This window comes from Mycolicibacterium psychrotolerans (assembly GCF_010729305.1).
Taxonomy (GTDB): domain Bacteria; phylum Actinomycetota; class Actinomycetes; order Mycobacteriales; family Mycobacteriaceae; genus Mycobacterium; species Mycobacterium psychrotolerans.
The window spans coordinates 378047-403205 of the sequence record NZ_AP022574.1 but is presented as its reverse complement, the minus strand read 5'-3'; the positions used below and the strand labels follow the sequence as shown (position 1 = coordinate 403205).

General features: G+C 66.3%; 26 protein-coding genes. 16 read left to right on the top strand and 10 right to left on the bottom strand.

Annotated features, from left to right (window positions below):
• Positions 1 to 10 precede the first annotated feature (10 nt).
• Positions 11 to 1648 carry an amidohydrolase gene (locus G6N45_RS02040; RefSeq protein WP_163720200.1) on the top strand — a complete coding sequence of 546 codons (1638 nt, stop codon included), beginning with the start codon at positions 11 to 13 and terminating at the stop codon, positions 1646 to 1648.
• Here the strand turns inward: G6N45_RS02040 and G6N45_RS02035 are convergent.
• Entirely contained in the window at positions 1645 to 2490 is an 846-nt protein-coding gene (locus G6N45_RS02035) for an alpha/beta fold hydrolase (RefSeq protein WP_163720199.1), read from the bottom strand. The genes G6N45_RS02040 and G6N45_RS02035 overlap by 4 nt on opposite strands.
• 61 nt (positions 2491 to 2551) lie before the next feature.
• On the opposite strand from G6N45_RS02035, the gene G6N45_RS02030 reads away from it, so the two are divergent.
• Complete coding sequence (locus G6N45_RS02030) at positions 2552 to 3163, top strand: TetR/AcrR family transcriptional regulator (RefSeq protein ID WP_163720198.1); 612 nt, start codon at positions 2552 to 2554, stop codon at positions 3161 to 3163.
• On the opposite strand, the gene G6N45_RS02025 is transcribed toward G6N45_RS02030, so the two are convergent.
• Positions 3160 to 4023 carry an SDR family oxidoreductase gene (locus G6N45_RS02025; protein WP_163720197.1) on the bottom strand — a complete coding sequence of 288 codons (864 nt, stop codon included), beginning with the start codon at positions 4021 to 4023 and terminating at the stop codon, positions 3160 to 3162. The two genes, G6N45_RS02030 and G6N45_RS02025, sit on opposite strands and share 4 nt — an antisense overlap.
• A gap of 168 nt (positions 4024 to 4191) precedes the next feature.
• Here G6N45_RS02025 and G6N45_RS02020 point away from each other — a divergent pair, with 168 nt between their 5' ends.
• From G6N45_RS02020 to G6N45_RS27780, 4 genes are all read left to right on the top strand, one after another.
• Positions 4192 to 5463, top strand: a complete 1272-nt coding sequence (locus G6N45_RS02020; RefSeq protein WP_163720196.1) for an HNH endonuclease signature motif containing protein — start codon at positions 4192 to 4194, stop codon at positions 5461 to 5463.
• Positions 5464 to 5536: 73 nt separating this feature from the next.
• Complete coding sequence (locus G6N45_RS02015) at positions 5537 to 6073, top strand: RelA/SpoT domain-containing protein (RefSeq protein WP_197746863.1); 537 nt, start codon at positions 5537 to 5539, stop codon at positions 6071 to 6073.
• A 65-nt stretch (positions 6074 to 6138) separates the two neighbouring features.
• Positions 6139 to 7374: an IS256 family transposase gene (locus G6N45_RS02010; protein ID WP_163720195.1), complete on the top strand. Its 1236-nt coding sequence runs from the start codon at positions 6139 to 6141 to the stop codon at positions 7372 to 7374.
• 272 nt (positions 7375 to 7646) lie between these two features.
• A complete protein-coding gene (locus G6N45_RS27780; RefSeq protein ID WP_179965258.1) occupies positions 7647 to 7850 on the top strand; it encodes a hypothetical protein in 204 nt (67 codons plus the stop codon).
• A gap of 56 nt (positions 7851 to 7906) precedes the next feature.
• Here the strand turns inward: G6N45_RS27780 and G6N45_RS02000 are convergent, their stop codons facing one another.
• Complete coding sequence (locus tag G6N45_RS02000) at positions 7907 to 9115, bottom strand: type I restriction endonuclease (RefSeq protein WP_163720194.1); 1209 nt, start codon at positions 9113 to 9115, stop codon at positions 7907 to 7909.
• Positions 9116 to 10351: 1236 nt separating this feature from the next.
• Between G6N45_RS02000 and G6N45_RS01995 the strand changes: the two genes are divergently transcribed.
• Positions 10352 to 10837 (top strand): hypothetical protein, encoded by a 486-nt coding sequence (locus G6N45_RS01995; protein WP_163720193.1) that lies wholly within the window; start codon positions 10352 to 10354, stop codon positions 10835 to 10837.
• Between the two features lie 173 nt (positions 10838 to 11010).
• Here G6N45_RS01995 and G6N45_RS01990 read toward each other — a convergent pair whose 3' ends face one another.
• Positions 11011 to 11421 (bottom strand): hypothetical protein, encoded by a 411-nt coding sequence (locus tag G6N45_RS01990; RefSeq protein ID WP_163720192.1) that lies wholly within the window; start codon positions 11419 to 11421, stop codon positions 11011 to 11013.
• Between the two features lie 329 nt (positions 11422 to 11750).
• On the opposite strand from G6N45_RS01990, the gene G6N45_RS01985 reads away from it, so the two are divergent.
• Positions 11751 to 12167, top strand: a complete 417-nt coding sequence (locus G6N45_RS01985; protein ID WP_163720191.1) for a hypothetical protein — start codon at positions 11751 to 11753, stop codon at positions 12165 to 12167.
• A 175-nt stretch (positions 12168 to 12342) separates the two neighbouring features.
• Here the strand turns inward: G6N45_RS01985 and G6N45_RS01980 are convergent, their stop codons facing one another.
• Entirely contained in the window at positions 12343 to 12843 is a 501-nt protein-coding gene (locus tag G6N45_RS01980) for a nitroreductase family deazaflavin-dependent oxidoreductase (RefSeq protein WP_163720190.1), read from the bottom strand.
• Positions 12844 to 12974: 131 nt separating this feature from the next.
• The gene (locus G6N45_RS01975) at positions 12975 to 13658 is read right to left on the bottom strand and encodes a DUF899 domain-containing protein (RefSeq protein WP_163720189.1); all 684 of its coding nucleotides are present in this window, start codon (positions 13656 to 13658) and stop codon (positions 12975 to 12977) included.
• An 88-nt stretch (positions 13659 to 13746) separates the two neighbouring features.
• On the opposite strand from G6N45_RS01975, the gene G6N45_RS01970 reads away from it, so the two are divergent.
• The 4 genes from G6N45_RS01970 to G6N45_RS01955 are packed head-to-tail and all read left to right on the top strand — an operon-like array spanning position 13747 to position 15295.
• Positions 13747 to 14079, top strand: a complete 333-nt coding sequence (locus G6N45_RS01970) for an ArsR/SmtB family transcription factor (protein ID WP_163720188.1) — start codon at positions 13747 to 13749, stop codon at positions 14077 to 14079.
• Positions 14076 to 14510: an SRPBCC family protein gene (locus G6N45_RS01965; protein WP_163720187.1), complete on the top strand. Its 435-nt coding sequence runs from the start codon at positions 14076 to 14078 to the stop codon at positions 14508 to 14510. Before G6N45_RS01970 ends, G6N45_RS01965 begins: the two co-directional genes overlap by 4 nt.
• A 10-nt stretch (positions 14511 to 14520) precedes the next feature.
• Positions 14521 to 14994, top strand: coding sequence for a GNAT family N-acetyltransferase (locus G6N45_RS01960; protein WP_246228843.1), 474 nt, complete (start codon positions 14521 to 14523; stop codon positions 14992 to 14994).
• A gap of 37 nt (positions 14995 to 15031) precedes the next feature.
• The gene (locus G6N45_RS01955; RefSeq protein ID WP_048470673.1) at positions 15032 to 15295 is read left to right on the top strand and encodes a hypothetical protein; all 264 of its coding nucleotides are present in this window, start codon (positions 15032 to 15034) and stop codon (positions 15293 to 15295) included.
• On the opposite strand, the gene G6N45_RS01950 is transcribed toward G6N45_RS01955, so the two are convergent.
• Positions 15277 to 16017: an MBL fold metallo-hydrolase gene (locus tag G6N45_RS01950; protein ID WP_163720185.1), complete on the bottom strand. Its 741-nt coding sequence runs from the start codon at positions 16015 to 16017 to the stop codon at positions 15277 to 15279. The genes G6N45_RS01955 and G6N45_RS01950 overlap by 19 nt on opposite strands.
• A 23-nt stretch (positions 16018 to 16040) precedes the next feature.
• On the opposite strand from G6N45_RS01950, the gene fgd reads away from it, so the two are divergent.
• Genes fgd through G6N45_RS01930 form a run of 4 tightly spaced genes read left to right on the top strand, consistent with a single transcriptional unit; the run spans position 16041 to position 21337 of the window.
• Positions 16041 to 17051 carry a glucose-6-phosphate dehydrogenase (coenzyme-F420) gene (fgd, locus tag G6N45_RS01945; RefSeq protein ID WP_163720184.1) on the top strand — a complete coding sequence of 337 codons (1011 nt, stop codon included), beginning with the start codon at positions 16041 to 16043 and terminating at the stop codon, positions 17049 to 17051.
• A 19-nt stretch (positions 17052 to 17070) separates the two neighbouring features.
• On the top strand, positions 17071 to 18036 hold the full coding sequence (locus tag G6N45_RS01940) for an endonuclease/exonuclease/phosphatase family protein (RefSeq protein ID WP_163720183.1): 966 nt from the start codon (positions 17071 to 17073) through the stop codon (positions 18034 to 18036).
• Positions 18037 to 18092: 56 nt separating this feature from the next.
• Complete coding sequence (gene pta, locus G6N45_RS01935) at positions 18093 to 20180, top strand: phosphate acetyltransferase (RefSeq protein WP_163720182.1); 2088 nt, start codon at positions 18093 to 18095, stop codon at positions 20178 to 20180.
• Positions 20177 to 21337 carry an acetate kinase gene (locus tag G6N45_RS01930; protein WP_163720181.1) on the top strand — a complete coding sequence of 387 codons (1161 nt, stop codon included), beginning with the start codon at positions 20177 to 20179 and terminating at the stop codon, positions 21335 to 21337. Before pta ends, G6N45_RS01930 begins: the two co-directional genes overlap by 4 nt.
• Here G6N45_RS01930 and G6N45_RS01925 read toward each other — a convergent pair.
• The 3 genes from G6N45_RS01925 to G6N45_RS01915 form a co-directional block, all read right to left on the bottom strand.
• Positions 21257 to 21688, bottom strand: a complete 432-nt coding sequence (locus tag G6N45_RS01925; RefSeq protein ID WP_163720180.1) for an STAS domain-containing protein — start codon at positions 21686 to 21688, stop codon at positions 21257 to 21259. The two genes, G6N45_RS01930 and G6N45_RS01925, sit on opposite strands and share 81 nt — an antisense overlap.
• 222 nt (positions 21689 to 21910) lie before the next feature.
• Positions 21911 to 24193 carry a serine/threonine-protein kinase PknG gene (locus tag G6N45_RS01920; RefSeq protein WP_163727598.1) on the bottom strand — a complete coding sequence of 761 codons (2283 nt, stop codon included), beginning with the start codon at positions 24191 to 24193 and terminating at the stop codon, positions 21911 to 21913.
• Positions 24193 to 25158: a glutamate ABC transporter substrate-binding protein gene (locus G6N45_RS01915; RefSeq protein ID WP_057150331.1), complete on the bottom strand. Its 966-nt coding sequence runs from the start codon at positions 25156 to 25158 to the stop codon at positions 24193 to 24195. Before G6N45_RS01915 ends, G6N45_RS01920 begins: the two co-directional genes overlap by 1 nt.
• Position 25159: the final 1 nt, after the last annotated feature.

Below are 25159 nucleotides of genomic sequence, written 5' to 3'. Positions count from 1 at the left end.
CCCTGAGGCCATGGCCGACCCCGCGGACACGATCTACGTCGGTGGCGACATCGTCACGATGGACAGAGCCGCACCGGCTGTGCAGGCCCTCGCGGTGCGGGGCGGCCGGATCACCGCCGTGGGCGATCGCGCCGACGTCGTCGCGGCTCAGCAGGGCCCGGCCACCGAGATCGTCGACCTCGGTGGTGCGACGCTGCTGCCCGGGTTCGTTGACCCGCACAGCCATTACATCAACGCACTCAGCGTCGCCAACCAGGTCAACGTGTTCGCGCCACCCGCTGGGCCAGGCGCCGACGTCCCGGCGATCGTGGCGGCGCTCAGAGGGTTTCGTGATTCCCATCCGATTCCACCGGGCGACATGCTCGTCGCGTACGGCTATGACGACACGATGATGCCCGGCGGTCGCACCCTGAGCAAGGACGACCTCGACGCGGACTTCCCCGACATGCCCGTCCTGGTCGGGCACGTCTCGATGCATGGCGCGGTGCTCAACAGCGCGGCGCTGCGAACGTTCGGAATCTCCGCCGAGACGCAGACTCCGCCGGGCGGGGTGATCGTCCGCAAGGAAGGCTCGAACGACCCCGACGGACTGGTGATGGAGACCGCCTTCCTGCCGATCTTCGCGGCCATGCCGAAGCCGACTCCCGCACAGGAGGTCGAGTGGAGCAGGGCCGGCCAGATGCTCTACGCCGCTGCGGGTATCACCACCGCGCACGAGGGCGCTTCGCACGCGGCCGACATCGCCCTGATGCAGCGCGCCGCCGCCGGTGGCGCGAGCCTGATCGACGTCGTCGCCTATCCGTTCATCCTCGACCTGGACGAGATCCTGTCGGCGAACCCACCGGAGACGTTCGGCCGGTACGTCGACCGCGTCAAGCTCGGCGGCGTGAAGGTGACACTCGACGGTTCTCCGCAGGGCAGGACCGCCTACTTCACCACGCCCTATCTTCTGGAAGGCCCTGACGGACAGCGGAACTGGTGCGGCGAGTTGCCGTTCACCCAGGACACTGTGAATGGGTGGTTCAAGCAGGTGTACGACCTCGGCCTGCCACTGGACATCCACGCCAACGGCGACGCCGCCATCGACGTCGCACTGACCGCACACGAGTTCGCGGCGGCCGAGGATCTCGGCAGGGACCGGCTCACCGTGATGGTGCACTCGCAGTTCGTTCGCCGCGATCAGCTGGCCCGCTACGTCGAGTACCGGATCATCCCGTCGTTCTTCACCGAGCACACCTTCTACTTCGGGGATGCTCACGTGCAGTTGCGTGGCAAGGAACAGGCGGATTTCCTGTCACCGATGAGGGCCGCGATCGACCTGGGATTGCGGCCGACCAACCACACCGATTTCGTCGTCACCCCGCTGGACCAGATGTTTCTGGTATGGACCGCGGTGAACCGGATCTCGCGCGGCGGTGAGGTGATCGGAGCTGATCAGCGCGTCACGCCGTGGGAAGCGCTCGAGTCCATCACCATCAATGCCGCCGCTCAGTACCGTGAGGGCGACCGGAAGGGCTCGCTCGAGGCCGGCAAGCTCGCCGATCTGGTGGTGCTGGACGCCAATCCGCTGACGGTGGACCCGATGGCGATCAAGGACATCGCGGTGTTGGAGACCATCAAGGAAGGCGAGACCGTCTACAAGGCCTAGGTTCTGGCTCCGGCCGTCCGCATGATCGCATCGCGGACCGCGCCGGGCGCGTCCAGCGGCACGAACGTCGACGCTCCGGGCACCTCAACGGTTTTCGCGTCGGGGAACAGCGCTGCGAGGCGGCGGCCGAGTGCCGGGGTGAAGCAGCGGTCGCTCTGCCCCCACACCACCGTCACCGGTTTGGTGAAGCGGTGCAGCCGGGGTGCGACGCGGGTGAGGTCGGTGCGGCCGATTCCCCGTGCCAGCGCGGCGAAATCACGGGCGATGCGCCGGTCCGTCCGCGCAGGCGTCAGCCAGGATGCGGTCAGCGCCGGATCGAGATTCTTCGCCAGCAGGCCGAAGCCGACCGGCGAATGCCGCAGTGCCGTCGGGCCCATGGTCGCCATCAGTGCGGTGACGGCCGGACGGGTGCGCATCATCGCGAAGACGGCATTGAAGGGGAAGGGCGGAAACTTGTCGAACGCATCGCAATTCGTCAGGACGAGGCGTCCGATGCGGTCGGGGTGGGCGTCGATCAGGAACTGGCACACGCCGCCGCCGGTGTCGTTGCCGACCAGCGTCACGTCGTCGAGTTCGAGCGCGACGAGGAAGTCGTGCACCAGATCCGCCACGCCGGTGGGGGTCAGTGCGGCGCGGTCGTCGACCGGGATCCGGTGCGCGCCGAGTGGGAGGTCGGGTTGCAGGCAGCGAAAGCCCTGCCCGGCGAGGTCGGCGGCGACGGCGTCCCACAGCCGGGAGTCGACGAGGGCGCCGTGCACGAAGACCACGGGTGGGTACGCGGAGTCCTTCGGGCCCGACTCGCGGTATTCGACGGTGGCCGCAGGCAAGGAGACGGTGGGCATCGGCGTTATCCTTTTCGTCGACATTTGCGAACACTGAGTACGAAAGTTACGTACAGACTGTATGAAAGTCAACCCCCCGCCCCGGCGGTCCCAGGCAGAGCGCACCGCGGCCACGCGTACGAGTCTGCTCGCTGCGTCCCGGAAGTTGTTCTCTGTCAACGGGTTTGCCGATGTTTCGACGCAGTCGATCGTCGAGGCTGCTGGGGTGACCCGCGGCGCGCTGTACCACCAGTTCGCCGACAAGACGGAACTGTTCGCGGCGGTCTACGAGGAGATCGAGGCCGAGCTGGTCGCCGACATCGTCACGCGGCTCGGGGACGCGGCTCCGTCTGATCAGCGCCAGGCGATGAAGGCCGGCGCCAGGCTGTTCCTGGACCTCTGCTCTGCGCCCGAGGTGCAGCGGATCATGTTGATCGACGCGCCTGCGGTGCTGGGCTGGGAGCGGTGGCGCGCCGTCGGGATGAAGTACGGCCTCGGCGTCATCGAGGCGATGCTCGGTCAGGCCATCGCCGACCGTGTGATCCCGGATCAACCGCGGCGGCCCACGGCGCACGTGCTGCTCGGCGCACTCGATGAGGCGGCGCTGTACATCTCCCGCGCCGAGGATCAGGCTGCCGCGAAGCAGGAGATGTACGCCGTGTGCGACCGCCTCATCGACGGCATCGCACGCTAGTTCTTTTCGGCACCCTCGACGACACCGAGCGCTGCCTGCGCGCGCTGTTCGTAGCTCTGCCGCTTGGTGGTGTCGAACTCGAGGAAGACGTTGTCCAGGCCGAGCTTCCGGTTCATCCAGCGTCGTCCGCGCGGGCCCAGCATCTGGGCGGCCTGCGCGGTGAACCGCAGGAACGGCGGCACGGACACGTGTGTCTTGGGCTTGTTGAGTGTCTTCACGATGGCCGCCGCGATGTCTTCGGGCTCAACGGGTTTGGTGCCCGGCGTCTCCTTCGTGCCGGAGATGAGCTCGGTGTTGGTGAAGGGCGGCATCACCACCGACACATGCACGCCGTGCGGTGCGGCCTCGTCGGCCAGCGCGGCGGACAGTCCGACGACGCCGAACTTCGCTCCCACGTAGACGACCTGTCCCGGCACCGGGATGACGCCCGACAGCGACGCGATGTTGATGATGTGGCCGCGCCGGCGGGCGATCATGTCGGGCAGGGCGAGTTGGCATCCGGCGATGACGCCGTACAGGTTGACCTCGATCGACGACCGGATCGACTGCTCGGACTGCTCGAGGAACGGCCCGATCGGCATGACGCCGGCGTTGTTGATCAGCACGTCGATGTGGCCGCCACCGTCGGTGCGGGCCTTGTCGAGGAAGGTCGCGAACGACTCGCGATCGGTGACGTCCAGCGGGTAGCCGGACACCGGTCCGAGGCTGGAGAGCTTGGCGACCGACGATTGCTGCAGGGCCACGTCGCGGTCGCCGATGACGACGCGTGCGCCGCGCTGGAGCAGGGCGGTGGCGGTCGCGTATCCGATGCCTCGTGCCGCCCCGGTGATGGCGATGGTCTTACCGCGGATGTTGTCCATGCGGCCGAACTTTACACGTGTCAAGTTTTGGGCGGAAGTGCCCGGGTGCGTACACCTGTTTGAACCCCCGTAGAGCATCTATCCACAGATTTCTTGGCACCGCCCGACTTATCCACAGCGCGATGTCGGAGGCCGCTGAGCTGCATAGATTTCGATATTATCGAACGTATGTACGACTCCGTGGTGCCGGCGGTGGCGTCGCTGGCTGGTGCCGGGGATGCGGATCTGGTCGACATCGTGCGCGGGTGTGGTGCGGCGGCGGCGCGGGCCGAGGCGGTCAAGCTGGCCGCGATCGTCGAGTTGTGGGAGCGCCGCCGCCGGCCCGAGCGGGCGCGGTGGGCCTGTGATGACTGGGATGCCACAGCCGCCGAGATCGGGTGTGCGCTGAACATCAGCTCCGGCCGCGCCTCGGGACAGATGGATCTGGGGTTGGCGTTACGTGACCGCTTCCCGAGGCTGGGGCGGCTGTTGGCGGCCGGGCAGGTGCCCGTGACCTTGGTGACGACGATCGTGTTCCGCGCCGCCCTGGTGGTCGATCCCGCCGTGCTGGCCCGGTTGGACGGCGTGTTCGTCGATGCCGTGCGCGCGTGGGGGCTGCTGTCGCAGAAAAAACTCGAGACCGCGATCGACGCGTGGATCGAGCGGTACGACCCCGATGCGGTGCGCCGACTGCGCACCGGGATGGCGGGCCGCTCGTTCACCCTCGGCGACCGCGACGACCGCACCGGGCTGACCAGCGCGTTCGGGAGACTGGCCACCCCGGATGCGGCGCTGTTGGCCCACCGGCTGGGCGTGATGGTCTCCTCGGTGTGCGAGGACGACCCGCGCACGATGGATCAGCGCCGCGCCGATTCACTCGGGGCGATCGCGGCCGGATCGTTGGTGTTGTCCTGCCGCTGCAGCACCACCGACTGCCCGGCCGCGCAGGTCGATGACGGGCGCGCGTCGAGTTTCAGGATCGGCGTCGTCGCCGACCGCAGCGCCCTGGACGCCAGCCCCGACCCCCAGATGCACGGCGACCCCACCCATTCGCAGCCTGAGCCGGAAGCCCGGCAGCCAGAACCACCGTCAGAACCGGCGGCACAGCCCGACCCCGCACCGTCACCTGCGCCCGAGCGGCGTACTGCGGCGGTGATCCCCGGCTTCGGGTGCGCGATCGTGCCGGCGCCGCTGCTGGCCGAGTTGATCGCCCACGGCGCCGGCGTGCGCGTGCTGGACAACATCGAGGCCATCACCGCCACCGACGGCTACCGGCCCTCGGCCGCGCTGGACCGCTTCGTCCGCGCGCGGGATCTGACGTGCCGTTTCCCCGGCTGCGACCGGGCCGCGGTGTTCGCCGACATCGACCACACCCAGCCCTACCCGCACGGCGCCACCCACCCGGCCGGCATCAAATGTTACTGCCGCAAACACGATCGGCAAAGGCACTGCTCCACCTGAGGAGATACAGGCGGCGCGTGAGGTTCTTAGTAACTACCGGCTCGCGCATGCCTTCCCGCTGAATGCGGTGACCATGACGGTTAAGCAGCGGGCGCTGGCTGTGAATCCGAATGCGATTGTCGCGGAACGGAGAAAGCGCCTCCCTACAATCCTGGACAAGCTCAAGCGGCACCCGACAATGAGCGTGACGACCATGCAGGACCTTGGGGGCTGCCGAGTCGTGCTCAAGAACGTGCCCGAGGTTGAGCAGCTCGCGAATGTGCTTCGTGACCTACCGCGAAGCAAGAATCGTGTGACGAAGGTGTACGACTATCTCCGCGACGATCCGGGGCCGCGCCCGTCTGGCTACAGAGGCGTTCACCTTGTCTATGAGTACGGTCCTTCGAAGGTGGAATACCGTGGCTTGCGCATCGAATTGCAAATCCGCACTGAATTGCAGCACGCGTGGGCGACAGCAGTCGAGACAATGGACCTGTTTTCAGGGAGCCGGTTGAAGTACGGCAAGGGAGAGCCAGAGGTGCTCCGATACTTCGTTCTGGTTGGTTGCGTCCACCAAGGTGGTGTACGAGTCGGACCTGATCAGCGGTACCGGCGTGTCGTAGCCGAGTGATTGAAGGTCATCGCGTGATTCTTCGAGGGACCGACCAAAGTCACTCGAGCAAAGGAATCAACGCGATGACCGCTGCCCACAATATCGACCTGCCTGCCATGCTGGCCGAACGACTCACCACCTGCCATCCCGACGTGTTGCGTGAGCTGCTCGCCACGTTCATCCACACGCTGATGGGCGCGGAGGCTGACGCGTTGTGCGGTGCTGGATATGGCCAGCGCAGCGCCGAGCGCACCAACTCCCGCAACGGCTACCGCCACCGTGACTTCGACACTCGAGCAGGCACATTGGACCTAGCGATCCCCAAACTGCGACACGGCTCCTGCTTCCCGGAGTGGCTGATGGAACGCCGTAAGCGCGCCGAGCGGGCCCTGACCACCGTGGTGGCCACCTGCTATCTGCTCGGGGTGTCCACACGGCGGATGGACAAGCTCGTCGAAACGTTGGGCATTCCGTCGTTGTCAAAGTCGCAGGTCTCGGTGATGGCCAAGGAACTCGACGCCGCTGTCGAGGCATTCCGCACCAGGCCACTGGACGCCGGCCCCTATACATTCGTCACCGCTGACGCCCTGGTGCTCAAAGTCCGCGAGCAGGGCCGAGTGGTCAACGTGCACGCCCTGATCGCCGTCGGGGTCAACGCAGAGGGCTACCGCGAAATCCTGGGCATCGACGTCACCACTGCCGAGGACGGCGCCGGCTGGCTGACCTTTTGGCGCTCGCTGACCGCCCGCGGCCTCTCCGGGGTCAAGCTGGTCACCAGCGACGCTCACGCCGGGCTGGTCGCCGCGATCGGCGCCACCCTGCCCGGAGCGGCCTGGCAGCGGTGCCGCACGCACTACACGACCAACCTGATGTCCGTCACTCCCAAGAGTTCCTGGCCATGGGTGCGCACCCTGCTGCACTCGGTGTTCGACCAGCCTGATGCTGAATCGGTTGCCGCCCAATATGATCGGATCATCGACGCGCTCACCGATAAACTGCCCAGGGTCGCCGACCACCTGGAAGCTGCCCGGCCTGATCTGTTGGCGTTCACCGCGTTCCCCAAGCAGATCTGGCGCCAGATCTGGTCGAACAATCCCCAGGAGCGGCTCAACAAGGAAATCCGGCGACGCACCGACGTCGTCGGCATCTTCCCCGACCGCAACGCCCTGATCCGCCTCGTCGGGGCAGTGCTGGCCGAACAACACGACGAATGGGCCGAATCCCGGCGCTACCTCGGCCTCGAAGTTCTCAGCAAATCACGCACCGTCAATGAAACCCCGACAGAACAGGAGGACACCGGGGCGGCACTGACCGCCTGAACCATCTCCTCGAAGAATCACACAACGGCGTCGTACACCACGTCCCTGGACTTGACCTTCTGGTTAGCTCTTTGATGGCTCTACAGGAGGGGACTGCCCTGGTTCCGGGAGCATTAGGCTCCTACAAAGAATTGACTTCGGAATTGGCGCAATCAGACGTAGCAGTGCTCCAACGCCTGCGAGGCTATGCGTCGATTGTGAGTCAACACGCAAAGACTGACCGTCGTAACGCTCTTACCTTGGAGCTCCTTCGCCAGGAGGGTGAACTAACAGTGTCGGTCCATGAGACTCTCGCAGAGGCTGAGGCCCGTCTGACCGAACTGGAAGCTCGCGACGATCCGAACCTGGACGTTGTGCTCGTAAACATTGCGCGGATCAGCCAGTTGCAGGACGCCTACCCGAACTACTACGCCGACACCAGCCGATTCGCCAGCTTCGTCCAGTCGCAGATTGGCATTGATGACAGCGCCTCGTGAACTCGCAGTCGCGGACGGGGCAAGACGATTCGCACGGATGACGAAACAACACCTGTCTAAGGATTTATGTCGGACGCGCCGTCGAGTTCAGCGTCTATAGACTCGGTAGTCACCGCCGCGCTGACCCCGCTCTCGTAACGCCGGATGGTCTGGCGAATCTCTTCGCTTGCGACCTTATAGATGTCGACCACCGACGTGATGTCGCGCCGAACGCCCGCATCCTTACCTTGCTCGAAGGTAGTTACGAACTTAACGCTCTTGCCGTTCAAGTTGAGTCGGATAATCGGCTTACGGTTATTGTCGTCTAGGAGAACTGCGAAATAGGACTTACTGTCTCGATAATGGATGCGCTCGGGAGCAACCTCCGAAACAGCAATTGCGCGAACGATATTGAAACCCTCAATCTCTTCGTCCGTTGTGACGACGCCAGGATCGGTGACGCCGTCGGCCTCGACAGCTGCATCGGCGATCACCGCCCGCTCAACTGCCGCCGGCTGAGCTGTTGTCGCCGACGGGGGGATTTCGGTTGAGCGATTGGGATCAGGAGCATCGTCACCGAGAGCGGTTTTCAACCGACTGTTGACCTGATCGCCAACGTATTGATTGAGTGCCTTCGCGACGAGCGGGCGGAACTGGTCAATGATCCGTTGAGTTGTACGACCCTCATATATGCGGTTGACGAAGAATCGTACCCATTCCTCCGAGGGGTCCTTTACCTCAGTCGCGATGATCCGACGTATGCCGCCGATGTACTTGAGTTCCTCGGCGGCGTTTACCACTGACTCAATGTCAAACGATTCCTTGGAGAACTTCTGAATCTCCGGGACCAGCGTCCGGTCGATGTCCAGCAGGTCGAAGATGAGGAATGGCTTCTCGTCCATGCGATTCGGCGCGTCGCCGTCTGTATAGACGTGGTACTGCTGACCGTTGGTCAGGATGGCGATGCGCGCGGACGTGACCGCGAAGTACCGAAATAACTGCGACGCATACCGGAGGTCCAGGGGGTCGCCGATCTTCTTGCACTCGATCAGGATCTGGACTTGCCCGTCTTTAAAGATTGCGTAGTCGACCTTCTCGCCCTTCTTCACGCCAACATCAGCGACGAACTCGGGCACGACTTCGGAAGGATTGAACACGTCGTAACCAAGTACGTTCGATATGAACGGCATGATGAACGCGTTCTTAGTCGCTTCCTCCGTCAGCACCGAGTCCCGCATATCACGTATTTTCTGAGCGATAGTGGCAAGTCCGTCCGAGAACGCCATAATTTCCCCTCCTCTGAGCCTTTCCCCAAGGCAAACTTTAGATGACTCAGAGGACGAGCACGCTGATTTGCTTCCTGTCGCCAGGCGCAGCATGTCGGCGTCGCGATTTACCCGCAGTAACGCCTTAGCGCGCGCTGACGTCCTAGCGTGCGCCTCGATTCGGGGGCCGCCCGCCACCCAGGAAGTCGACACGCGACTTCCTGGGGGCGCGTCCAGACTTGCAGGCCGCCGCCGATCTTGCGTTCGCCTCATACACGGCTCAGACGAGCCGCTGACACTCCCGGACATCGTTGCGTCATCCTTCCTCAACGGTGTTCGGAGAAAGCATCTTTGACCGATTGCGCTCTCAGATAGAGCAAGATCATGGGTCGATCCAATCGGCCGAAGATAGCCCGGGGCTGTGGGTCTCGTTAAGCGATGACGAGACCCACAGCTTCTCGGTAACCGAGATGCTGGGGAATCCAGCGTCTGGAGGTCATCTACTAGTACGGCAACATCGACGTGAAGGCAGGCGCGCCAAAGACTTGGCACCTGATCGAATACAATTTGAACACTGCCCGGTGGGCTCCCCCGGGCACTGCTACTAAACGACGACGAAGCCGCGCGACATCGAGTACGGCACCGAAGACACACCGCAGTTCGCGGTGTACCGGAGGACCGCAGCACGCTTTGAGTTGTTACGTGTCACAACGAAAACCCGCGCGGCGATCCGATACCTGACATGATCCAGTGGTGCCCGGCTCACGTCGTTACGACGGTTGCAAATTCATTATTCGACTCGCCGACAATCAGCGCCTCAGCTACGCGACGGGCTCCGCTCTACACATCGGCTCGACTGGGAACATCACCGCAACCGACCCCGCCGGGCACATCTACGACCTCCCGCGCGACCACTGGTTAGACGTCAGCTTCGGAGACGACCGCGTAGTGACGAATAGGTCGCGCTCCAAGCGCGCTAGGTAGCGATAGCCCGCCTTGGACGAGGCGGTGAACCGTTGGGTCAGGAGCTGTTTCCTCAACGCCTGGGGGCCGCGCCCGCCGGGTCACCTAGACGTGAACCAGAGCGCGGCCCGCTCTCAACCTCTCATCGTCCACCTCGAAGTGTGCGCCTCGCGGGCCTGCGTTGCTAGAGGGAAAGACTTTGGAATTTTCGGACGCGTCAAGACCGCGCGTTACGGCACTATGTTCGACGGCAAAATCCCCGCGTAACGCCGGACCGCGAGGTATTTTCCGATCATGAAAATCACCATTGCTATCGCCGCATTGGCGGCGTTGCTCACATCGGGGTGCTTCTTTCACGACATCGACGAAATCGCGCAGGAGGCCGTCAACGAGTCGATGGACGATATGAGGGCGTCGCAGTCGGCCAGTGCCACCGTGACGGGGGAAGCGTCTGCGCCGTATTCGGGAGTTCTGGGGATGCCCCTTCCCGAAGGGTTCGTCCTCACAAGCCGTAAGACTGGCAATAAGTGGACCCAAGAGGAATGGTCCTATCCGTACAGCGCGTTCATGGGGCGCTACCCGAACCATCGGGAAAACGTCACGGCGCAGTTCGCGGCCCTTTATTCGGGCTGGGGCTGGACACGGTGTCCGGGCGACGCCTCGGAGGCGTGGACAAATGGTGAAGCCACCAACAGCATCAGCTTCATGCAATGGGGAGGAAGTAACGCTCAAATGAGGGCGCTCACTCTTTCCCGTGGTCATTGCGAGACGCGCCCCTGACCGACCATCACCTGGGCATCAACAACAATAGTGTTGTAGCATAACGTTTTTCGCATACGCATCTGACCATCCTCGGGGGGCACGTAAAATCTTCCCGGCTCGCATCCGGGGTGACTCCGTGGAACCGGAAGATTTGGCCAAGAGCCTTCGAGTAACACATCGGGAGTGACGCGCTACGAGTTCGCGTCGTCGGTGAAACGGCCGATGTTCATCCCCGACGCCTCAGCCGCTCGAATGATTGTCCCGGCGTCGATGAGTGACTCAGAAGCAAGTTCTCGCATTCGCTCGCGGGTGTCGAACCGACGCGCCTCCGTCAATCGCCACAGCACCTCGCCGCCGGTCTCGGTGGGCGCGAAATCGGACGGTTCTCGTCCAAGGAATTGGACCTCGTACTTGAGGACGAAGTTCTGGAGCGACGCGGTCACTTGTGCCATGTCCGCGTCAGACAACCGGGCCGTCTTCTCTTCGATCAACGACGAGACTTGACCGGCGAAGTCCGTCGCCTCCGGCGCGTCCTGCGCCGCCCCCAACAGACCCCACAGAAGTTTCAGGTTGCTGTAGTGGTCATAGTCCTCGTCGCCCATGAGTCGATTGTCCCTCGCGGGTCCGACAACTTGCAGGGTCGTGCCTGGCCCAGGTGGCGGATTTCCGCCATGTGCGGAGAGGGACCAGGCGGGGCCGTCTGTATATCCGCGTCGAAAGTAGAACCGGATGTGCCCGTAGGTCTGGTTCATCTTCTACAGAAGATGAACCAGACGGATGTGCCCCGACCCAGGGAGTGATCCCCGGGCCGGGGCGGGAGACAGACCGCGCTAGCGGTGCGTCGATGACCAGTGTCGCACCGGCACCGATGGGCGGGCAACCGGCATCTCGCTGATTGAAACGTTGTTTATGCAGCCGTTGCCATCATTTGGTGAAAACGTTCTGGGAAGGCTGGACCGACACCCAAAGCCCCTCGGGTGCGGTGCATGTCACCACACCCACCGGGCACACCTACACCACCAAACCGTTCTCGGCGCTGCTGTTCCCGTCCTGGAACACCACCACCGAACCTCCTCCGCCGGCATCGGGACCGACACCGCCGCGCCGTCCGGGGCGGGAGTTGATGATGCCCACCCGCAGGCGCACCCGCGCCCAGAACCGCGCCGCCCGCATCACCCGCGAACGCGAACTCAACGCGATCCAACGCCAGCGTGACGAGGCCGCCGCCCAAGCCGCCGCCGAAAGCAAAGCCAACCGCCAAGCCCGACAACACCACACCCGACCCAGCTACCTCGACGCCACCGGCACACCCCCACCCGACTACGGCGACGACCCACCACCCTTCTAACGGGTCCGACGCAGATCGGTCGCTTCGTCGCAACCGGTGGACTCTCCACGCACTCGCGGTGTGCCCAGGTCCTGGACGCCGCCGGCTTCATTGTCTAGTCCTGCCCAGAGGCCGAAAAGCAACGGCACCAGCCCTGAATCGTCACTGGAATACCGTTGCCATCCGCCGAACCTCCTCAGCACCACTTCAAGATGAAGGCCTCGATCTGCCGGTTGCCCGCCCACTCCTGTTCTTTGGTCAGACCGGGGTACAGTTCGACGCCCTTTTTCCATATCTCTTCACGTTCGCCGGGAGTGGCGATGCGGGCGGTGGCGCACCACGTGTCGCCCTCGATCGTCACCGTTGCCGCTGGATTTGCTTTGAGGTTGTGGTACCAGCCGGGGTGTCTGGCATCGCCGTAGTTAGCCGCCACTACGGCTACACCGTCGAGATGTGGAATGCCCAACAGTGCCACGGTCCGGGGCTTCCCCGACTTGGCACCGGTGGTGGTGAGGATGACCGTCGGCAGGCCGGCCGCGATTCCGGCGAAACTATGCTTGCCGCCGGTCAACTCACTGACCAGCTGATCTAGCCTGTGAGCTGTCGGCTTGAACAACACGCGGCCCGCTTTCGTGGCGGCAACACCACGCATCGCTCTATGAAACAGACTTGCATCGTCGAAAGAGCGGCCTGGCATGGCGGAATTGTCCCGAAGTCTGGCCTCCTGAAGAGTCGCATTCCGCATTTCGGGGGCGAGGCGTTTCCGGTAGGGCAGTTTGCCGTCACCGCCACCCGACTACGGCGACGACCCACCACCGTTCTGATGGCCTACGGGTACAGGTCGTGATGTCGCCACCATTGATAAGGCGCCGTCTGGGGGTATCCCGGCGGCGAGTCCTCCCAGGTCTCCTGGCGACCCAGGGCGGTGATGTCAAGGAAGTTCCAGGTGTTGACGAACGTCTCGTCGCCGCGGTTGTTGATGAAGTAGGTGCGGAAGATCTCGTCGGCACCGGAACCCGGCCGGCGGATGAACGCGTTGGTGCCATGCCACTCGTCGACACCGAAGTCGACGTCGAACATGCCATCCTCACTGGGAATCATGGTGTACCAAGGCATGTTCCAGCCCATCGTCGACTTGATGCGGGCGATGTCCGACTGCGGGCCGCGGGATACGTAGACGAGCGTGGTGTCGCGGGCGTTCAGGTGCGACAGGTTTCCGATGTGGTCGGCCATCAGCGAACACCCCACACAGCCGCGATCCGGCCAGCCGCCGACGCCGGGATCCATGAACGCCCGGTACACGATCAGCTGACGGCGCCCGTCGAACAGGTCGAGCAACGTGGCCGGCCCATCGGGCCCCTCGAACCGGTACGTCTTCTGCACTGGCGTCCACGGCATCCGCCGCCGCGTCGCCGCCAGCGCATCGCGCGCCCGCGTGAACTCCTTCTCCTGAACCAGCATGTCGGCCAACGCCGTCTCCCACTCCTGCGCCGACACGATGCGGGGATCCATCGGTACTCCCTTCCGTCGAAGAAGTTCAACACAAGCGTTGAATGTTGCGAGCTTCAGCACACCACTCCGCACCGCTATAGTCAACAGAATGGTTGAAGATCCGACGCTGGACCGGGCGTACGCCGCGCTCTCGGATCCGACCCGCCGGCGACTGCTGGAGGCGTTGCGCGACGGCGATGCGCGCATCACCGATCTCGCCGCGCCGCTGACGATGAGCTTCGCCGGCGTCTCCCGCCACGTCGGCGTGCTGGAATCGGCCGGCCTGGTGCGCCGCGAGGTCCGCGGCCGCGAACACTGGCTGTCACTGCAACCCGACGGCTTGTCGCCCGCGCGCCAATGGATCGACGAGCAGAGCGACTTCTGGTCGGCGCGTGCCGACGCACTGTCCGAGCGCCTGCGCCGCAAAGCCACACCCCGATGACCGATCCCGTCGTGCGGGTGCGCCGCGTTCTGCCCGCCGTGCCCGAGGTGGTGTTCGACGAGTGGCTCGACCCCGATGCCCTCGCCGAGTGGATGTGCCCGCGGCCTTCGCGGTGCGTCGCGGTCACCGTCGAGGCGCAGGTCGGCGGTCGCGTCCGGTTCGACGTCGACGACTCCGGCCGCCTCGTTCTGATCACCGGACAGTTCCTCGACATCGACCGACCGCACCGGCTGCGATTCACCTGGAGTCACTCCGGCTGGGCCGATCCGACGGCGACGAGCATCGTCGACGTGGCGTTCGAGCCGCATGGCGAAAGCGAGACGCTGATGTCGATCGAACACTCGCTGCTGCCTGCCGAGGGATTCGCCGACCACGACCACGGCTGGGCGGTCACCGCGGATCAATTGGTGGACCGTGTCAGGCGTCGGTGAGGTGTCGTTCGTGGCCGTCCACCAGGACGACCCGCTCGCCGCGCCCCTGATCGACGAACTCGCCGTCGAGTACGCCGAGCGGTACGGCGGCCTGCGCGACCGGGTGCACGCGTGGCTGCGCGGCTACCCGGCCGCCGAGTTCGAGCCGCCCGCCGGCGGCCTGCTCATCGGGCTGCTCGACGGAAAACCGGTCACCGGCGGCGCCTTCCGGCGCTTCGACGCCGACACCGCCGAGCTGAAACGCATCTGGACCGACAGCCGGCACCGGCGCCGCGGCCACGCCAAGACACTGGTCGCCCGGCTGGAGGCCGAGATCGCCGCCCGCGGCTACGAGCGGATCTACCTGACCACCGGCGACCGCCAACCCGAAGCCGAAGCGCTCTACCTCTCGATGGGCTACACCCGCCTCGACGAGCCCCTGCCCGCCGAGGGCGAGGTCTACTCCGTCGCCTTCCTGAAGGTGCTGGCAGACACGGCCCGATAGGCTTGCCGATGTGTCGCAGGCGACCGTGGGATGGTTGATGCTGGCCGCTGCCGCATTGATCTTCGGCCTCGGCGGCCTGTCCCGCGTGTTCATCGGCCGCCGCCGCTACACCAAGGGCGTCCGCCGGCTCGTGCACGCCTTCCGGCGCACCGGTATCGCCCGGGTGCTGTTCGGCCGATTCGACGACGACGTGCTCAACGATGACGAACTCGACACGATGATCCTGATGCCCTCGATCGTCGTCGCCTGCGGTCTGGCGCTGACCGCGATCTTCCTGCTGGGCTACGACACCCTGGTCTGAGCCGCCCGGATCGCCTCGGCCACCCGGCCGCGCCACAGCGGTCCGTGCCCGGGCAGCATCACCTCGGCCTCGACGGCCGCCAGCGTGTCCAGGCTGCGCAGGCACGCTTCCTCGTCGTTGTTGAAGATCGACGGCAGCAGCTGCGGCCCGGGCCGGGATGCGACGGGATGGTCGGTGATCAACGCGTCGCCGCTGACGAGCACCCCGTCCACCAGATACGAGCAGTGCCCGCCCGTGTGCCCCGGTGTGGCGATCGCCAGCGGCGCGCCGGGCAGCCCGGCGGCGACCTCATCGGTCAGCGCCTGCGTGGTCGGGATGCCCTCGTGGGTGAGCGCGCCCTTGCGCATGATCGCCGCCGACCACCTCAGGTACTTCGGCTGCCAGGCGCGGGCGACGACGTCGCGCGGCGAGGCCTGTTCCAGGTACTCGCGCCGGGAGTGGCGCACCTCGGCGCCGTGGCAGTACACGGGCGTGCCGTGCGCCCGGGCGAACCAGATCGCCGTGCCCAGGTGGTCGATGTGCGCGTGGGTCAACAGGATCGCCTGCACGTCGGCCGGGCCGAAGCCGAGCCGGTCGAGCGACCAGAGCACGTCGTCGCGGCTGCCGGGGAAGCCAGCGTCGATCAGCACCGCCCCAGAGTCTCCGGCGACCAGCGTCCAGTTCACGAGATCGGTCTCGACGAAGTGGACGCGATCGGTGACGGCCGTGACAACCGGTGGCATCAGGCGAGTGTAGAAACATAGGTATGGCTGAACTGAAACTGGGCTACAAGGCGTCGGCGGAGCAGTTCGCGCCCCGTGAACTCGTCGAACTCGCGGTGCTGGCCGAGGAACACGGCATGGACAGCGCGACGGTCAGCGACCACTTCCAGCCCTGGCGCCACGAGGGCGGGCATGCGCCGTTCTCGCTGGCGTGGATGACCGCGGTCGGCGAGCGCACCAAGCGGCTGGTGCTCGGCACGTCGGTGCTCACCCCGACGTTCCGCTACAACCCGGCCGTCATCGCCCAGGCCTTCGCCACGATGGGCTGCCTGTACCCCGACCGCATCTTCCTCGGCGTCGGCACCGGCGAGGCGCTCAACGAGATCGCCACCGGCTACGAGGGCGAGTGGCCGGAGTTCAAGGAGCGCTACGCCCGGCTGCGCGAATCGGTCCGGCTGATGCGCGAGCTGTGGCTCGGTGACCGCGTGGACTTCGACGGCGAGTACTACAAGACCAAGGGCGCCTCGATCTACGACGTGCCCGAGGGCGGCATCCCGATCTACATCGCCGCCGGTGGCCCGCAGGTCGCCAAGTACGCCGGCCGCGCCGGCGACGGCTTCATCTGTACCTCGGGCAAGGGCGAGGAACTGTACAAGGACAAGCTGATCCCGGCGATGCGCGAAGGCGCCGATGCCGCGGGCAAGAACCCCGACGACGTCGACCGGATGATCGAGATCAAGATCTCCTACGACACCGACCCCGAGCTCGCGCTGGAGAACACCCGGTTCTGGGCGCCGCTGTCGCTGACCGCCGAGCAGAAGCACTCGATCGACGATCCGATGGAGATGGAGAAGGCCGCCGACGAACTGCCGATCGAGCAGGTCGCCAAGCGCTGGATCGTCGCCTCCGATCCCGACGAGGCCGTGGACAAGGTCAAGGACTACGTCGGCTACGGCCTCAATCACCTGGTCTTCCACGCGCCGGGCCACGACCAGAAGCGCTTCCTCGAGCTGTTCCAGCGCGACCTCGAACCCCGCTTGCGGCGCCTGGCCTGACTCACCCGATACCCGCGAGATGATCCGCATTCTCGCGACGGTGCTCGGCCTGCTCGGGCTCGCCGCCGCGCTGGTGGGCCTCGGCGTCCGCCACGTGCCCCTGCCGTCGCAGCCGGTGCTGATCGTCGCCGCGGCCGCGCCCTACCTGACGCTGGCCGCCCCGGTCGCGGCGGTGCTGCTGCTGCTCGGCCGGCGCTGGCTGCTGGTCGTGGTCGCGGTGGCCGTCACCGCCGCGGGGGTGCTGGTGTATCTGCCGCGCTACCAGGTTCCCGGCGCACCGGCGGTCCGGTCGGTGGAGGTCCGGGTACTGACCACCAATCTCGGTATGGGACAGGCGGATTCGCAGGAGTTCGTGGCGCTGGCGCGCGACGGGGCGGACATCGTCGCGGTGCAGGAGATGACCCAGGACGCCGCCGTCGGACTGTCGACGGCGGGGATGGACACCGCGTTCCCGTACCGGGTGATCGCGCCGGCGGCGCTGGCGTCGGGTATCGGGATCTGGAGCAGGCACCCGATCGTCAACTCGGGCCGCATCGACGGGTACGCCCTGCCGATGATCGGCACCCGGATCCGGATCCCCGGCGTCGTCGTCGACACCACGGTGCTCTCGGTGCACCTGGCCGCGCCGTGGCCCCAGCCGATGGATCACTGGCGAGCCGACATCGGGCGGCTGCCCGGCACGTTGGACGAGGTGGGCCGCGCCGCCGGAGCGGGTGCGGTGATCGTCGCCGGCGACTTCAACGCGACCGCCGACATGGCGCCGTTCCGTGCGCTGCTGGACGGCGGCTACACCGACACCGTCGCCGGTGCGGGCCTGGCGCGGACCTACCCTGCTCGCGGAATGTGGTTGCCGCTCATCGGGATCGACCACATCCTGGTCAAGAATGCCGACGGTGCGTCGGCGCGGACGGTGTCGGTGCCCGGCGCCGACCATCGTGGCCTGCTGGCCACGCTGCGGCTGCCGGTCGACATGACGGCGAGCTGACGCGCCGGATCACCCGCGCTGGCCTTCGGCGGCGCGATGCGGCAGGCTCTCCAGTTGTGCCCGATGCGCCCCGATCAGCGATCTCCACGATCTATGTCGCCTCGCCCGAGGGGGACACCGGAAAGTCGACGATCGCGCTGGGCATCCTGCACCGGCTCGCCGCGACCGTCGCCCGGGTCGGGGTGTTCCGGCCGATCACCCGCATCAGCGAGGGCCGCGACTACATCCTGGATCTCCTGCTGACCCACACCACCGCCGATCTGCCGTACGAGGAGTGCGTCGGCGTCAGCTATCAGCAGCTGCACGACGACCCCGAGGCTGCGCTCGCCGACATCGTCGACCGGTTCCATCACGTCGCGGACCGGTGCGACGCCGTGCTGATCGTCGGCAGCGACTACACCGACGTCGCCACCCCCAGCGAGCTCTCGATGAACGCGCGCATCGCCGCCAACCTCGGCGCGCCCGTCGTGCTCGCGGTCAAGGCCAAGGACCGCACGCCCGCGCAGGTCGAGCAGGTCGTCGAGCTCTGCATGGACGAGATCGCCGCGCAGCACGCGCACACCGCGGCCGTCGTGGTCAACCGGTGTGACCCGGCGCAGATGGCCGACGTCGGCGCCGCGTTGGCCGATCTGCCGCTGCGCAGTTACGTGCTCCCGGAGGAGCCGCTGCTCGTGGCGCCGTCGGTCGCCGAACTGCAGACCGCCGTGGAGGGCACCGTCCTCAAAGGCGATGCGGCGCTGCTGGTACGGGAGGCGGAGGATGTGCTGGTGGCCGGCATGACCGCCGAGCACGTGCTGGAACGGCTGACCGAGGGCGTCGCCGTGATCACCCCCGGTGACCGCTCCGACGTGGTGCTGGCCGTGCTCAGCGCCCATGCGGCCGAGGGGTTTCCGTCGCTGTCGTGCGTCATCCTCAACGGCGGGTTGCCGCTGCACCCCGCGATCGAGGCCCTGGTGACCGGCCTCGGACTGCGCCTGCCGATCCTGCAGACCCGCTTCGGCACCTTCGAGACCGCGAGCCGGGTGGCGGCCACGCGCGGCCGGATGACCGCGGACTCGCCGCGCAAGGTCGACACCGCGCTGGCGCTGATGGACACCTATGTAGACACCGCGGATCTGTTGGCGCAGTTGGCCATTCCGATCCCCACGGTGATCACCCCGCAGATGTTCACCTACCAGTTGATCGATCAGGCCCGGGTCGACCGCAAGCGGATCGTGCTGCCCGAAGGCGACGACGACCGCATCCTCAAGGCGGCCGGCCGGCTGCTCAAACGCAACGTCGCCGAGCTCACGATCCTCGGCGAGGAGCAGCAGGTGCGGGCCCGCGCCGCCGAACTCGGGGTGGACCTGTCGGACGCGGTGATCCTCGACCCGCAGCGCAGCGAGCTCTGCGATCAGTTCGCCGAACAGTACGCCGAGATGCGCAAACACAAGGGCGTCAGCGTCGAGCAGGCCCGCGAGACCATGCACGACGTCTCGTATTTCGGCACGATGCTGGTGCACAACGAGATGGTCGACGGCATGGTGTCGGGCGCCAGGCACACGACTGCGCACACTGTTCGGCCCGCGTTCGAGATCATCAAGACCCTCCCCGATGTCTCGACGGTCTCGAGCATCTTCTTCATGTGCCTCGCCCACGAGGTACTCGCCTACGGCGACTGCGCGATCGTCCCGGACCCCACCGCCGAGCAGCTCGCCGACATCGCGATCTCCTCCGCGCGCACCGCCGCCCAGTTCGGCATCGAACCCAGGGTCGCGATGCTGTCCTACTCCACGGGAACTTCGGGGACCGGCGCCGACGTCGACAAGGTCAGGAAGGCAACGGAATTGGTGCGCTCCCGCGAACCTGAGCTCCTGGTGGAGGGTCCGATCCAGTACGACGCCGCGGTGGAGCCGTCGGTGGCGGCGACCAAGATGCCCGACTCCGATGTGGCCGGGCACGCGACGGTGCTGATCTTCCCCGACCTCAACACCGGCAACAACACCTACAAGGCGGTGCAGCGCAGCGCGGGCGCCATCGCGATCGGGCCGGTGCTGCAGGGGCTGAACAAACCGGTCAACGACTTGTCGCGGGGCGCCCTGGTCTCCGACATCGTCAACACCGTGGCGATCACCGCGATCCAGGCGCAGGGGCGCAAGCAGTGACCTCGTCGGTGCTGGTGCTCAACTCCGGCTCATCCTCGGTGAAATATTCAGTGGTTCAACTGGAATCGGGTGCGACCGTGGCCGACGGGATCGTCGAGCGGATCGGGGACGCCTCCGGTGTGCCCGATCACGGGGCCGCGCTTGAGGTGGTCTTCGGTGCCCTCGCCGACGATGGCCATGACCTCGACGAGCTCGGTCTGGTGGCGGTCGGGCACCGGGTCGTGCACGGCGGCCCGGACCTGTACCGGCCCACGGTCGTCGACGACGATCTGATCGCTCGGCTCAAAGACCTGGCGGCGCTGGCGCCCCTGCACAATCCGCCCGCGATCCTCGGGATCGAGGTGGCCCGCGAGGCACTTCCCGATCTACCGCACATCGCGGTGTTCGACACCGCGTTCTTCCACGACCTGCCGCCGGCCGCGGCCACGTACGCGATCGACAGCGAGATCGCCGAGCGCTGGCACATCCGGCGCTACGGATTCCACGGCACCTCGCACCAGTACGTCAGCGAGCAGGCCGCGGAGTTCATGGGAACCTCGGCCGCGTCGCTGCGCCAGATCGTGCTGCACCTGGGCAACGGAGCCTCGGCCTCGGCCATCGTCGGGGGGCGGCCGGTCGAGACGTCGATGGGGCTGACACCGATGGAGGGACTGGTGATGGGCACGCGATCCGGGGACGTGGACCCCGGCATCCTCACCTATCTGGTCCGCGAGGCGGGGATGAGCGTCGAGGACATCGAGTCCATGCTGAACCGTCGCTCAGGGGTTCGCGGACTCGGCGGCGAGATCGACTTCCGAGTACTGCATCAGCGGATCGCCGCCGGTGAGGCGGCGGCGCAGCTGGCCTACGACGTCTACATCCACCGACTCCGCAAGTACATCGGTGCGTATCTGGCCGTGCTCGGCGGCGCCGACGTCATCACGTTCACCGCCGGTGTCGGCGAGAACGACGCGCTGGTTCGCCGCGACGCACTGTCGGGGCTGGGCGCGTTCGGCATCGAGATCGACGAGCATCTCAACGACAGCCCGGGCCGCGCGGCCCGGCGGATCTCGCCCGAGGGGGCGCCGACGACGGTGCTAGTGGTTCCCACCAACGAGGAGCTTGCGATCGCTCGGGCGTGTGCGGGTGTACTTGGCGGCAGCCGCGGCGACCGGTAGTTCGCGTTTCGGATCGCAGATGCGCAGGAGCCGCCGCACATGCGAACCCGCCAGCAGCGACCACCGCACGCCGGCGCGCGTGCACACCACGTCGATGTTGGTCAGCGCGGCGAAACCGGACGCGGCGAAGAACTCCACGGTCTGCAGGTCGAGGATCAGCCTGCGGGAACCACCGAGCCGCTTCTCGATGTAGCGGGCGAGTGCCGGGGCGTTGGTCGCGTCGATCTCACCGTGGATGGTGACCAGCACGGTGTGCGGCGGCAGTTCGCAGGCCGAGAAGGTGGCGCGGTGGTGTTCTTCCCGCAGCTCGAACGACGTCGGGTCCGGGCGGAACACCCGTTGTGTGCTCATCGAGGCCTCCCTCAGCAAGGATGCCGTCAGGGGAAAGGAGCCCTAGGGTCTTAAAGCGTGGGGTAGACGATACTACGGAATCAGTAGCTTGACCATAATTTGATCAAGTTCCGAGTGATGGGTCCTCACCAGCACTTCTGCGTCAATATTGGCAGGGGGTGCCGCCTCGCGGGTGCCTCGACATAAGGTATAGACAGTTTGGCAACGGATTCCGTTGTTTGCTCAGAATGTCGACATCGGTCGCACGCTGTTCGCGAGGTCGACCAGTGCGTAGCGGTGCGCCTGGGTGGGCGCCACCCGGGCCAGGCTGCGCAGCGACGCCTCCACCCCGAGCTGCAGACCGTGCTCGGTGAACGGGAAACCGAGGATGTGGTTGGTGCTGGCGGTGTGGTCGGCGAGCCAGTCCATCGCGGTGCCGAGCACCAGCGCGCGGATCTGCAGCACCCGGGGTTCGGTGTCGGGCAGTGCCTCGACGCGACGGGCGGCGTCGCGGATGTGGGCTTCGGTGATCTCGCCGGTGGACCGGCCCGACAGCAGCGTGACCGCACTGGTCAGCCGTGCCGTCGTGAAATGCCGTGAGGTGGCGGGTACTTCGTCGAGTGTGCGGACCGCGGCGTCGCGCTGGCCGGCGGCGGACTGGGCGCGGGCCAGGCCGAAGCCCGCCGAGATCACCCCGTTGTCGGTGCCCCACACCGTCTTGTAGAACTTCTGCTCGTCGGCATCACCGGCGAGCTCGGCTGTGGCCGCCAGGGCCAGTTTCGGGGCCAGTTCACCGGGCAGCGTGTCGAGCACCTCGGTGAAATACTTTGTCGCCGAATCATAGTCGGCGGTGAGCAGGGCGGCGACGGCGCGGAACCACACCAGCCGCCAGCGCCAGCCGACACGTTCCGCGAGCTCGTCGAGCTTACGGGTGGCCTTGGCGACGTCGCCGAGATCGAGCAGCGCGCGCACCTCCATCAGCGGCAGCTCGATCGACTGCGACAGGTCGATGCCCTCGGAGTCCAGCGCCCCGTGCCGCGCCGCGCGCAGTGAATCCAGCGTCTGCACAGGCTGACTCAGCACCGTCGCCGACAAGATGGTGGCGCCGACGTCGGTCGGGTCGACCAGGGGGACCTGCAGCGCCTTGACGATCTCCTGGGCGGTCAGCTTCTCCGAATGCACCTGGCCGTCGAGATAGACGTCGGTGTGGGCGACGAGCAGATCCACTCCGAACGTCGACCGGGACCGACTGAACGTCGTCGACAGACCCGGCCGCGGCACCCCGGTGTCCTGCGCGACCACCTCGCGCAGCACGCCCATCAGCTGACTCGACATCTCCTCGGCGCTCTGAAAACGCCTGCGCGGATCCGGGTCGATCGCGCGGCGCAGGAGTCGGGCGAACGAGTCGTATTCGGCGAGCACCGGGTCGTCTTCGGGCAGACCGTCGATGTAACGGCCTCGGCGGGTCCGCATCCGCAGCGTCAGAGAGGCCAGCGTGCGGCCCACCGTGTAGACGTCGGTGGCGACCGTCGGACCGGTCCGCACGATCTCGGGCGCCTGGTAACCCGGTGTGCCGTAGAGGTATCCGAACGAGTTGATGCGCGACACCGCGCCGAGGTCGATGAGCTTGAGCTGGTCCTCGGTGACCATGATGTTCTCGGGCTTGAGATCGTTGTAGACCAGCCCGATGGAATGCAGATAACCCATTGCGGGCAGGATCTCGAGCATGAAGCCGATGGCTTCGGCGACAGGCAGCCGGGTGCGCTCGGTGGACCTCAGGTGGGTCGCCTGCTTGAGGGACGTGCCGCCGACGTACTCCATGACGATGTAGCCGACGGGGTTGCCGTGCTTGTCCTCGTGCTCGACGAAGTTGTAGATCTTCACGATGCCGGGATGGGTGACCTGGGCCAGGAATTGGCGTTCGGCCATCGCGATCGCCTGGGCCTCGGCGTCACCGGAGTGCACCAGACCCTTGAGCACCACCGGCCGGTCGTTGACGTTCTTGTCGAACGCCAGATACACCCACCCCAGCCCCCCGTGGGCGATGCAGCCCTTGATCTCGTACTGGTCGGCGATGATGTCGCCGGCCGACAACTGCGGCAGGAACGAGTAGGCGCTGCCGCAGTGCGGGCACCAGCCTTCCGACAGCGCCTTGCCCTCCGGCGACGACCGGCCCACCGGCCGGCCGCAGTTCCAGCAGAACCGCTTCGACTCGGTCACCACCGGGTCGGTCATCAACGCCGTTAACGGATCTCGGGCCGGCACCCGCGGGATCTCGACCAGGCCGCCGCCGAGCCGCCGCGTCGGGGACAGGGCGCGGGTCACCGTCGTCGTCTGGTCCTGCGGCTCGGTGTCACCGGAGTGGTACTGCGAGTCGCTGTCGTCGTCGTCGTCGAAGTTGGGCCGGAACACCGCCTGGGTGGCCATCGGCCGCATCGTCGACATCGAGTCCATCCCGAGGTCGTCAAAGTTGGCCGGCTGGGTCCCGGGGTCGTCGGCGTAATCGTCAGTGTGTTCGTCGGTCATCAGTCCGAGTACCTCGCCACCGGTGGGGACGGCGCCGGCCCGAGCACGGTCAGCCACTTGCGGTACAGCGTGTTCCAGGTGCCGTCGCGGCGGATGCGCTCCAGCGTGCCGTTGACGTAGCGGACCAGGCCGGTGTTCTGCAGGTTGATCCCGATGCCGTAGGGCTCCTCGTTCATCGACGGTCCCACGATGTGCAGGTAGGGGTCCTGGGACACCAGCCCGGCCAGGATCGAGTCATCGGTGCTGACCGCGTCGACCTGACGTTGCTGCACGGCGACCAGGCAATCCGCCCAGCTCACCACGCCGACGATGATCGGCGGCGGGGTGATCTCCTGGATGCGCTGCAGCGACGTGGTGCCCTTGGCCACGCACACTCGCTTACCCGACAGGTCCGACGACCGCCGGATCGTGGAGTCGCGCGGCGCCATGATGCGTTGGTCCGCGGTCAGGTACACCGTGGAGAAATTGACCAGCTTCTTGCGTTCGCAGGTGATGGTCATCGTCTTGACCACCACGTCGACCTCGTTGTTGCGCAGCGCGGCGATGCGGTCGGCCGACGACAGGATGCGGTACTCCACCTGAGACGGGGTCCCGAAGATGTCGCGGGCGATCTCGCCGGCGATGTCGACGTCGAAGCCGGTGATCTCACCGCTGATCGGGTCGCGGAAGCTGAACAGGTTGCTGCCGATGTCGAGCCCGACGATCAGCCGGCCGCGGCCCTTGATGTTCGCGACCGCCGCGTCGGCCTCGGCTTTCGTGTCGAACGGCCGCAGGCTCGCGGTGCGATCGCAATCATCGTCGAGCGAGGCCGGAGGCTGGGCCGGACCGGGCGGCAGCTCGCCCATCCCCGAGGGTGAGGGCGGCGCCAGCGTGACGGTCGGGGTCGGCACCACCGACGCGGTCTGGCCGCACGCCACCAGCAGCGTGGCCAGCATGGCCGTCAGGGTCGCTGCTCGCTTCCTCATG

Bases quoted from the DNA above. Each gene is read 5' to 3' on its own strand.
- G6N45_RS02040 (WP_163720200.1), top strand. From the start codon at position 11: ATGGCCGACCCCGCGGACACGATCTACGTCGGTGGCGACATCGTCACG.
- G6N45_RS02035 (WP_163720199.1), bottom strand. From the start codon at position 2,490: ATGCCCACCGTCTCCTTGCCTGCGGCCACCGTCGAATACCGCGAGTCG.
- G6N45_RS02030 (WP_163720198.1), top strand. From the start codon at position 2,552: ATGAAAGTCAACCCCCCGCCCCGGCGGTCCCAGGCAGAGCGCACCGCG.
- G6N45_RS02025 (WP_163720197.1), bottom strand. From the start codon at position 4,023: ATGGACAACATCCGCGGTAAGACCATCGCCATCACCGGGGCGGCACGA.
- G6N45_RS02020 (WP_163720196.1), top strand. From the start codon at position 4,192: ATGTACGACTCCGTGGTGCCGGCGGTGGCGTCGCTGGCTGGTGCCGGG.
- G6N45_RS02015 (WP_197746863.1), top strand. From the start codon at position 5,537: ATGACGGTTAAGCAGCGGGCGCTGGCTGTGAATCCGAATGCGATTGTC.
- G6N45_RS02010 (WP_163720195.1), top strand. From the start codon at position 6,139: ATGACCGCTGCCCACAATATCGACCTGCCTGCCATGCTGGCCGAACGA.
- G6N45_RS02000 (WP_163720194.1), bottom strand. From the start codon at position 9,115: ATGGCGTTCTCGGACGGACTTGCCACTATCGCTCAGAAAATACGTGAT.
- G6N45_RS01995 (WP_163720193.1), top strand. From the start codon at position 10,352: ATGAAAATCACCATTGCTATCGCCGCATTGGCGGCGTTGCTCACATCG.
- G6N45_RS01990 (WP_163720192.1), bottom strand. From the start codon at position 11,421: ATGGGCGACGAGGACTATGACCACTACAGCAACCTGAAACTTCTGTGG.
- G6N45_RS01980 (WP_163720190.1), bottom strand. From the start codon at position 12,843: ATGCCAGGCCGCTCTTTCGACGATGCAAGTCTGTTTCATAGAGCGATG.
- G6N45_RS01975 (WP_163720189.1), bottom strand. From the start codon at position 13,658: ATGGATCCCCGCATCGTGTCGGCGCAGGAGTGGGAGACGGCGTTGGCC.
- G6N45_RS01970 (WP_163720188.1), top strand. From the start codon at position 13,747: ATGGTTGAAGATCCGACGCTGGACCGGGCGTACGCCGCGCTCTCGGAT.
- G6N45_RS01965 (WP_163720187.1), top strand. From the start codon at position 14,076: ATGACCGATCCCGTCGTGCGGGTGCGCCGCGTTCTGCCCGCCGTGCCC.
- G6N45_RS01955 (WP_048470673.1), top strand. From the start codon at position 15,032: ATGCTGGCCGCTGCCGCATTGATCTTCGGCCTCGGCGGCCTGTCCCGC.
- G6N45_RS01950 (WP_163720185.1), bottom strand. From the start codon at position 16,017: ATGCCACCGGTTGTCACGGCCGTCACCGATCGCGTCCACTTCGTCGAG.
- fgd (WP_163720184.1), top strand. From the start codon at position 16,041: ATGGCTGAACTGAAACTGGGCTACAAGGCGTCGGCGGAGCAGTTCGCG.
- G6N45_RS01940 (WP_163720183.1), top strand. From the start codon at position 17,071: ATGATCCGCATTCTCGCGACGGTGCTCGGCCTGCTCGGGCTCGCCGCC.
- G6N45_RS01925 (WP_163720180.1), bottom strand. From the start codon at position 21,688: ATGAGCACACAACGGGTGTTCCGCCCGGACCCGACGTCGTTCGAGCTG.
- G6N45_RS01920 (WP_163727598.1), bottom strand. From the start codon at position 24,193: ATGACCGACGAACACACTGACGATTACGCCGACGACCCCGGGACCCAG.
- G6N45_RS01915 (WP_057150331.1), bottom strand. From the start codon at position 25,158: ATGAGGAAGCGAGCAGCGACCCTGACGGCCATGCTGGCCACGCTGCTG.